Genomic DNA, 6,472 nt, shown 5'->3' with positions numbered 1-6,472 from the left:
TAAACTGTCCAACTTTTGTGGGTCAGTTCATATGCGGGCCTTTTCATACTGACTAAAAGATTAAGCGTCTTTAGCAATCATGACATCAGAAGCTTTGATTACAGCCCAAGCCTGATCGCCAACCTTAAGCTTGAGTTCATCTACAGCCTCATTAGTAATCGAGGCGGTAACGATATGACCCGAGCCAATATCGATCTTCACGTGAGAAGTGGTTTGCCCCATTTTGAGTTCAACAACCTTACCGCTGAGAGTATTGCGTGCGCTGAGTTTGACTTTAAGTTCCATGAATTTTCCTAGTAAGTTATTTTTTTGCGTTCGGGAAGAAGAGCTGTTCACCGTCAATTTTGTAACTGGCAATCACGTCTTGACCGTTCTGGGAAGTAATCCAGTCAATAAATGCTTGGCCTTCAGCCTTTTTCACATGTGGGAATTTTGCTGGGTTAACTAACATGACACCATATTGGTTAAATAGCTTTGGATCGCCTTGAACCAGAATTGTTAAATCACCACGGTTCTTGAAAGAAAGCCAAGTAGCGCGATCAGTCAGGATGTAGCCATTCATTGCTGAAGCAGTATTGAGCGCTGGGCCCATACCTGAACCAGTTTCTTTATACCAAGCGCTTGGAGCTACTGTAATGCCGGCATCTTTCCAATAGCGTAATTCTGCAGCGTGTGTGCCACTCTTATCCCCGCGAGATACAAATGGTGCCTGAGCTGCTGCAACTTTCTGAAATGCTGCTTTGATATCTTTACCGCCTGCAATTTTGGCTGGGTCAGATTTTGGTCCCACTAATACAAAGTCGTTGTACATAACTTCGGTACGTTTTGTGGCGAAACCTTCGTTCACAAACTTTTCTTCAGCAGGTTTATCGTGCACAAACACTACATCGGCATCGCCACGACGACCGATATCTAAAGCTTGACCAGTTCCAACAGCAACTACCTTAACATCAATACCAGTCTTCATTTTGAAGATGGGCAACATAAATCCAAAGAGGCCAGATTGTTCTGTAGAGGTTGTGGATGACACAACAATGCTTTTCTCTTGCGCATAAGCTGAGCTGCCTAACAGCGTGAGAGCGGTAAAGGCGGTTGCCAGTAATCTATTAAATGAGTATTTCATTTGAGTTCACTTTCATTGAGTGTATTCGGTTAAGATTTGTCATATTACAAAACATGAATATGCAAAAAATTACATATGAGAATTCAGATTCGGCCGACCCTGGTTTTTGGTAGCAAAAACACAAAAGACCCGGCTATCGTTGATTTGGTGTGGTTAACTGCTTTGCTTAAAGACATTGAGCATGGCAAAACACTCATGTCTGCCTGCAAGAAAATGGGCCTGTCCTATAGAAATATCTGGCAAAAGTTAAACGATGTTGAGCAGGCTCTCGGCTTTAAGCTTATCGATAGAGTGAGGGGGCATGGCTCCCAGCTTTCAGAATATGCTCGCTATTTGATTCAATTTACCGAGGACTTCGATCAAAAGACGATGCGTTTGGGACAATCCAGTCTCTTGCACTTGGAGGAAGGATTCTCTCAATTTCGGGTTAAGGATAAAAAACAGCTGCGCTTTGCTAGTAGTAGTGATCCTATTATTCAAAAGGCCGTTTTTGAAATTGGTGGATTTGAGCTCATTACAGCGGGATCCGGTGAGGCTTTGGAGCGCTTACTCAATTATGAGGTGGGCATAGCTGGTTTCCATGTTTCTGATCCACAAAGTTCTCAAATTATTTCTAAACGGTTGCAAAAAGAGGGGATGCAAATATTTCCTGTGATGAAACGTGTTCAGGGATTATTGGTTGCTAAAGGAAATCCCCACAACATTATTTCAATCAAAGATCTACTGAGACCAAAGATTCGCTTTATCAATCGACAGAAGGGTTCCGGTACGCGCCTGCTCCTAGATACTATTTTGGCGAAAGAGGGCATGCTTGCCCGTGGCATTAAAGGTTACGAGAACGAAGAATTTACCCACTCCGCAATTGCTACGGCGATATTGGCCAAAAAGGCAGATGTAGGTATGGGAGTTAAAAGTATTGCCCTGGAGAATGGTTTAGATTTTATTCAGCTCAAGGACGAAATCTTTTTTCTGGCTATGAGCGAGGAATTAAGTCTTAACGCTGATCTTGCAAAACTCATTCGGAAAATCCGAGTCCTCTCGGGTGCTAGCCCAGGCTATAAATCGATTGGACTAAAGAAGCAGATTGCTGGCTGGCTTTAGCCTGTGAATTGACCCAATACACCCCATTCAATCTCGGTTTTAAGCTTTTCAATACATTGGTCTAGAAATTGAGATAAATTGTAGGAATTAACAACAATCTCTATTCCTATCGATATGAATTCATCCCTTCGCTCCTTGATTCTGATTGCCGCCTCTACAGCTAGTTTTACGGCGTTCGCAGAGCCTGGCGAGAACACCTATAAACAAGTTTGTGCTGCTTGTCATGGCTCTGGGGTCTTAAATGCGCCCAAGCTGGGTGATAAGGCTAAGTGGGCTCCTTTGATTGCTGAGGGGCAAGCAACTCTGACAGCGCATGCTTATGTAGGTGTCAGGGGTATGCCTGCTAAGGGCGGTAATCCCAACCTCACAGTAGAGGGCTTCTCCGATGCTGTGGCATACATGGCTAATAAAGCAGGGGGCAACTGGAAGACTCCCGATGCCAAAACTTTAGCCGCCATTAACAAAGAAATTGAAGCGCGCAAAGCTGGTTTAAACAAGAAGCCGTAATAAGAACCTATCAGCGTATGAATTTACAGCCACATCAGATAGAGATCATTGGCTATTGCGCTGCGTTTCTAACGACGATTGCTTTTCTTCCTCAAGCTATTCAATCGTGGCGTACCCGCGATCTTTCTGGGATCTCGGTGGGAATGTATAGCCTGTTTACCGCTGGGGTAGGTCTATGGCTTGTTTATGGCCTCATGATTGAGACCTGGCCATTAATTTTGGCGAATGCCCTGACCTTTGCTCTGGCCTTCAGCATTTTGCTTCTCAAGCTAAATACCAAAGACAAAAAATGACCTTCCTTCAGGTAGTGTCATAATTAATTCACAAAATAATTAATAAAAAATAGACACTCTTTAGAAAGGCTATTCATGAGCACTACATACGTTATCGAGCCACCGATCATCCCATCACTTCCAGTGGTGGGTGACACCCGTCGATTTGCCGTGAATCGCATCTATTGCGTTGGTCGTAACTATGCTGACCATGCACGCGAGATGGGTCATGATCCCGATCGTGAACCCCCATTCTTTTTTATGAAGCCAGCCAACTCGATCGTGACGGATGGCAAGGATATGCAATACCCCAATCTGTCGAACGATGTTCATCATGAGATTGAGATGGTTGTCGCTATCGGCAAGGGTGGCGCCAATATTCCTGCGGATAAAGCGCTAGAGCATGTGTATGGTTACGGCGTTGGTCTGGACATGACTCGTCGCGACCTGCAGGGTGAGGCTAAGAAAATGGGACGCCCTTGGGATACCGGTAAAGCCTTTGATCAATCTGCTCCTTGTGCCGCGCTGACTCCTGCTGCTCAGTTCGGACATCCGAGCAAGGGCACAGTAAAACTATTAGTTAATGGTGAAGTGCGCCAAGAGGGTGATCTCAACCAACTGATTTGGAATGTTCCAGACACCATTGCCTATCTCTCCACCTTATTTACACTCGAACCAGGCGATTTGATTATGTCTGGTACACCTGCTGGTGTTGGCCCCGTCAAAAAGGGTGATGTACTTGAAGGTAGTGTCGAAGGACTTGCACCACTCAAAATCAAGATTGTTTAACTCAAACAATCACCGGTAAAAACTACTTACCAAGCCACTTTGGTGGGCGTCCTTCAAGGAAGGCATTAACCCCTTCTTTGAAGTCGACGCTGTTGTAAGTTTCTCGCATCAGTTCAGTGCAGTCCGGTAAATTACTTTCCATCAAACGCGCTAAGGTCACTTTGCTCGCTTTTTGAGTAATTGGTGCAAGTGCAGCTAATTTTGTGGCCAAGGCTTCAGTCGCCTCGGCAATCTCTTCTGGAGAAGTCGTTTGATAAAGATAGCCTGAGTTCAATAACTCGGGCGCCTTAATCAGTTCCGCAGTCAATAGCATGCGTTTGACCATGGGCACGCCTAAGTGATTAGCGATCCAGGATAGGTTGCTCGGCGACAAACAATTACCTAAAGTTTTTGCTACCGGAATTCCAAAGCGCGCATCAGTAGTTGATATTCTGAAATCACAAGCAGTAGCAATCAATAAGCCGCTGCCAACCGCCAAGCCTTCAATGAGTGCAATGGTTGGAATAGGTAAGTGTTGTAAAGAATGAAAAATAGCGTCTACTGCAACTTCGTACGCCTCATTTTCTTTCAGGTCGATAAATTGCTGAATGTCGCTACCAGATACAAACGCTTTGTCACCGGCGCCTCTAAAAATAGCTACCCTAATCTCCGGTCTAATTGCTATGTCATCGCAAATTCGCTTGAGCTCTTCATACATCGGCCAGCTTAAGGCGTTGCGTGCTGCAGGATTATTGAAGGTAATGCGGGCAATGGAGCCATCAAGCTGGAAGTCGACGCAGGGCGGGGTGGAGTTCATGAGCTCATTCTAAACAAAAGACCCTTTAAAGCCCTTGTTTTTCAGGCAAGAACCCACCTGCGATAGAATTCTCCCATGTATATGTTTCTACCTTTCCTGACAGCCCTCATCGGTCTTGTCCTTGTTTGGTTTGAGAGGCGTCTGGCAGCATTAGTGATGCTAGCTATTACCGTCGGTATCCTGATGTTCTGGTTCCGTGTTCATGCCACCAATCATCTCAATCTCAGTCTGTAAGGAAAATGACTAAGCATTCCTTTCCTTCTCTTGCGGCACTGGGTAATCAATTAGCCTTAGCTGGGATCATTGGCATGCTTTCTTATGCCTTTATTGATCAATTCTATTTTGGTGAGTTACCTTGCCCGCTGTGTTTAATGCAGCGCATGGGTTTTATCATCATCGGTTTTGCTCTGGTATTGAATATCCGTTGTGGTGCTCATTCTGCTCATTACGGCTGGGGAATTATTGGTGGTTTGGTGGGGATGATGGTGTCTTTGCGCCAAGTACTCTTGCATATCTTGCCAGGCGATAAAGGATTTGGAAAAACTTTCTTAGAGTTGCATTTTTATACCTGGGCTTATGTCGGCTACGTAGGATTATTAGCAGGTCTTGCGATTTTATTGATGCTGCCTAATCGTGATGTGCGCTCACGCTCTCTGTTTGCAACTGTTTTAGTGGCCACATTCATTCTTCTTGTCTTTGCTAATCTGGCATCCACACTACTTGAGTGCGGCATTGGACCTTGCGCTGATGATCCTGTTAAATACGATGGATTAATTTGGTTGCGCTCGCGTCTTGGCATTTAAAAAGTCGTAAGTTATTCATGATGAATACTTCTAAAGTGGTGAAGGCTCTAGCCATTGCATTTGCTTGCCTGAGCTTTGCAAGCACCGCTCAATCTCAAACAGCCAAATCCAATACGGATTGGCCCAAACAAGCGATTCGTATTGTGGTGACATTTACTCCTGGTGGTGCGCCTGATATTTTGGCGCGCGTGCTTGCGGAGAGTTGGCAACAAAGCCTTGGAGTGCCAGTCCTAGTAGAAAATCGACCTGGCTACGGCGGCAATATTGGTGCTGACCTTGTTGCCAAGAGTGAGCCAGATGGCTACACACTCCTGATTGGTACAGTAGGCATCCACGCAATCAACGGCGCCCTCTATGACAAGATGTCTTTTCATCCGATAAATGATTTCACGCCAATTAGTTTTTTGGCGAGCACGCCCAACGTATTGGTAGTGAATAAAAAATTGGGTGTGAGCAATTTGCAAGAACTCATTGAACTAGCTAAAGCCAAACCCAATGAACTCACTTTTGGTTCGTCTGGTGTCGGCACCTCTTTGCATATGTCCGGTGAGCTTTTTAAAGAAATGACTGGAGTACAGATTCGGCACATTCCGTATAAGGGAAGGGCACAATCTTTGCCCGATCTGATTAGCGGCCGGATTTCTATGCTCTTTGATAATCTATCCTCCTCACTTTCCTTGATTAAGGCCGGGGAAGTTCAGGCTTTGGGGGTCACCTCACTAAAACGTTCTCCGGCAGCTCCAGATATTCCAACGATGGCTGAGCAAGGCTTACCTGGATTTGAGGCAATATCATGGTTCTCGCTGATGGCACCCGCAAATCTCTCGCCAGCCCTGCAAAAACGCCTAAATACCTTAACTCGCCAAACCCTCAATCAAGCTGAAGTCAGAAATAAACTGCTCGCAAGTGGGTTAGATCCTGCTCCTGGAAGTCCGCAAGAGCTGTCTAAACTGATTCAATCTGAGACCGATAAATGGGGTAGAGTGGTTTACAAATCAGGCGCAAAATTAGAGTAGTGAATATCTCAAGGTAAGTAACAAATATTCGAATAAATACCCAATTCTTGTCAGCCTGGATTTTG

The 6,472-nt window shown here is 45.1% G+C and carries 10 protein-coding genes; 7 read left to right on the top strand and 3 right to left on the bottom strand.

Going from position 1 to position 6,472, the window contains the following annotated elements; genetic code table 11:
- Positions 1-60 precede the first annotated feature (60 nt).
- Positions 61-285, bottom strand: coding sequence for a molybdopterin-binding protein (locus A2X74_RS09165; RefSeq protein ID WP_114654363.1), 225 nt, complete (start codon positions 283-285; stop codon positions 61-63).
- A gap of 16 nt (positions 286-301) precedes the next feature.
- Positions 302-1,123, bottom strand: a complete 822-nt coding sequence (locus A2X74_RS09160; protein WP_293626707.1) for a substrate-binding domain-containing protein — start codon at positions 1,121-1,123, stop codon at positions 302-304.
- A 75-nt stretch (positions 1,124-1,198) separates the two neighbouring features.
- On the opposite strand from A2X74_RS09160, the gene A2X74_RS09155 reads away from it, so the two are divergent.
- From A2X74_RS09155 to A2X74_RS09140, 4 genes are all read left to right on the top strand, one after another.
- Positions 1,199-2,224, top strand: coding sequence for a substrate-binding domain-containing protein (locus A2X74_RS09155; protein ID WP_293626709.1), 1,026 nt, complete (start codon positions 1,199-1,201; stop codon positions 2,222-2,224).
- 114 nt (positions 2,225-2,338) lie between these two features.
- Positions 2,339-2,731, top strand: coding sequence for a c-type cytochrome (locus A2X74_RS09150; protein ID WP_293626711.1), 393 nt, complete (start codon positions 2,339-2,341; stop codon positions 2,729-2,731).
- A 17-nt stretch (positions 2,732-2,748) separates the two neighbouring features.
- A complete protein-coding gene (locus tag A2X74_RS09145; protein ID WP_293626713.1) occupies positions 2,749-3,024 on the top strand; it encodes a SemiSWEET transporter in 276 nt (91 codons plus the stop codon).
- Positions 3,025-3,099: 75 nt separating this feature from the next.
- Complete coding sequence (locus tag A2X74_RS09140) at positions 3,100-3,792, top strand: fumarylacetoacetate hydrolase family protein (RefSeq protein ID WP_293626715.1); 693 nt, start codon at positions 3,100-3,102, stop codon at positions 3,790-3,792.
- A gap of 22 nt (positions 3,793-3,814) precedes the next feature.
- On the opposite strand, the gene A2X74_RS09135 is transcribed toward A2X74_RS09140, so the two are convergent.
- Positions 3,815-4,588 (bottom strand): enoyl-CoA hydratase/isomerase family protein, encoded by a 774-nt coding sequence (locus tag A2X74_RS09135; protein ID WP_293626717.1) that lies wholly within the window; start codon positions 4,586-4,588, stop codon positions 3,815-3,817.
- 81 nt (positions 4,589-4,669) lie between these two features.
- Between A2X74_RS09135 and A2X74_RS09130 the strand changes: the two genes are divergently transcribed.
- The 3 genes from A2X74_RS09130 to A2X74_RS09120 are packed head-to-tail and all read left to right on the top strand — an operon-like array spanning position 4,670 to position 6,407.
- Positions 4,670-4,822 (top strand): DUF5993 family protein, encoded by a 153-nt coding sequence (locus A2X74_RS09130; RefSeq protein ID WP_293626722.1) that lies wholly within the window; start codon positions 4,670-4,672, stop codon positions 4,820-4,822.
- 5 nt (positions 4,823-4,827) lie between these two features.
- A complete protein-coding gene (locus tag A2X74_RS09125) occupies positions 4,828-5,391 on the top strand; it encodes a disulfide bond formation protein B (protein WP_293626724.1) in 564 nt (187 codons plus the stop codon).
- A gap of 20 nt (positions 5,392-5,411) precedes the next feature.
- A complete protein-coding gene (locus A2X74_RS09120) occupies positions 5,412-6,407 on the top strand; it encodes a tripartite tricarboxylate transporter substrate binding protein (RefSeq protein WP_293626726.1) in 996 nt (331 codons plus the stop codon).
- Positions 6,408-6,472: the final 65 nt, after the last annotated feature.

It is taken from the genome of Polynucleobacter sp. GWA2_45_21 (genome assembly GCF_001830325.1).
In the GTDB taxonomy this organism is placed as follows: domain Bacteria; phylum Pseudomonadota; class Gammaproteobacteria; order Burkholderiales; family Burkholderiaceae; genus Polynucleobacter.
Note: the sequence above shows the minus strand (reverse complement) of the source record. Positions and strands in the feature narration are given on the sequence as shown.

Bases quoted from the DNA above. Each gene is read 5' to 3' on its own strand.
- A2X74_RS09165 (WP_114654363.1), bottom strand. From the start codon at position 285: ATGGAACTTAAAGTCAAACTCAGCGCACGCAATACTCTCAGCGGTAAG.
- A2X74_RS09160 (WP_293626707.1), bottom strand. From the start codon at position 1,123: ATGAAATACTCATTTAATAGATTACTGGCAACCGCCTTTACCGCTCTC.
- A2X74_RS09155 (WP_293626709.1), top strand. From the start codon at position 1,199: ATGAGAATTCAGATTCGGCCGACCCTGGTTTTTGGTAGCAAAAACACA.
- A2X74_RS09150 (WP_293626711.1), top strand. From the start codon at position 2,339: ATGAATTCATCCCTTCGCTCCTTGATTCTGATTGCCGCCTCTACAGCT.
- A2X74_RS09145 (WP_293626713.1), top strand. From the start codon at position 2,749: ATGAATTTACAGCCACATCAGATAGAGATCATTGGCTATTGCGCTGCG.
- A2X74_RS09140 (WP_293626715.1), top strand. From the start codon at position 3,100: ATGAGCACTACATACGTTATCGAGCCACCGATCATCCCATCACTTCCA.
- A2X74_RS09135 (WP_293626717.1), bottom strand. From the start codon at position 4,588: ATGAACTCCACCCCGCCCTGCGTCGACTTCCAGCTTGATGGCTCCATT.
- A2X74_RS09130 (WP_293626722.1), top strand. From the start codon at position 4,670: ATGTTTCTACCTTTCCTGACAGCCCTCATCGGTCTTGTCCTTGTTTGG.
- A2X74_RS09125 (WP_293626724.1), top strand. From the start codon at position 4,828: ATGACTAAGCATTCCTTTCCTTCTCTTGCGGCACTGGGTAATCAATTA.
- A2X74_RS09120 (WP_293626726.1), top strand. From the start codon at position 5,412: ATGAATACTTCTAAAGTGGTGAAGGCTCTAGCCATTGCATTTGCTTGC.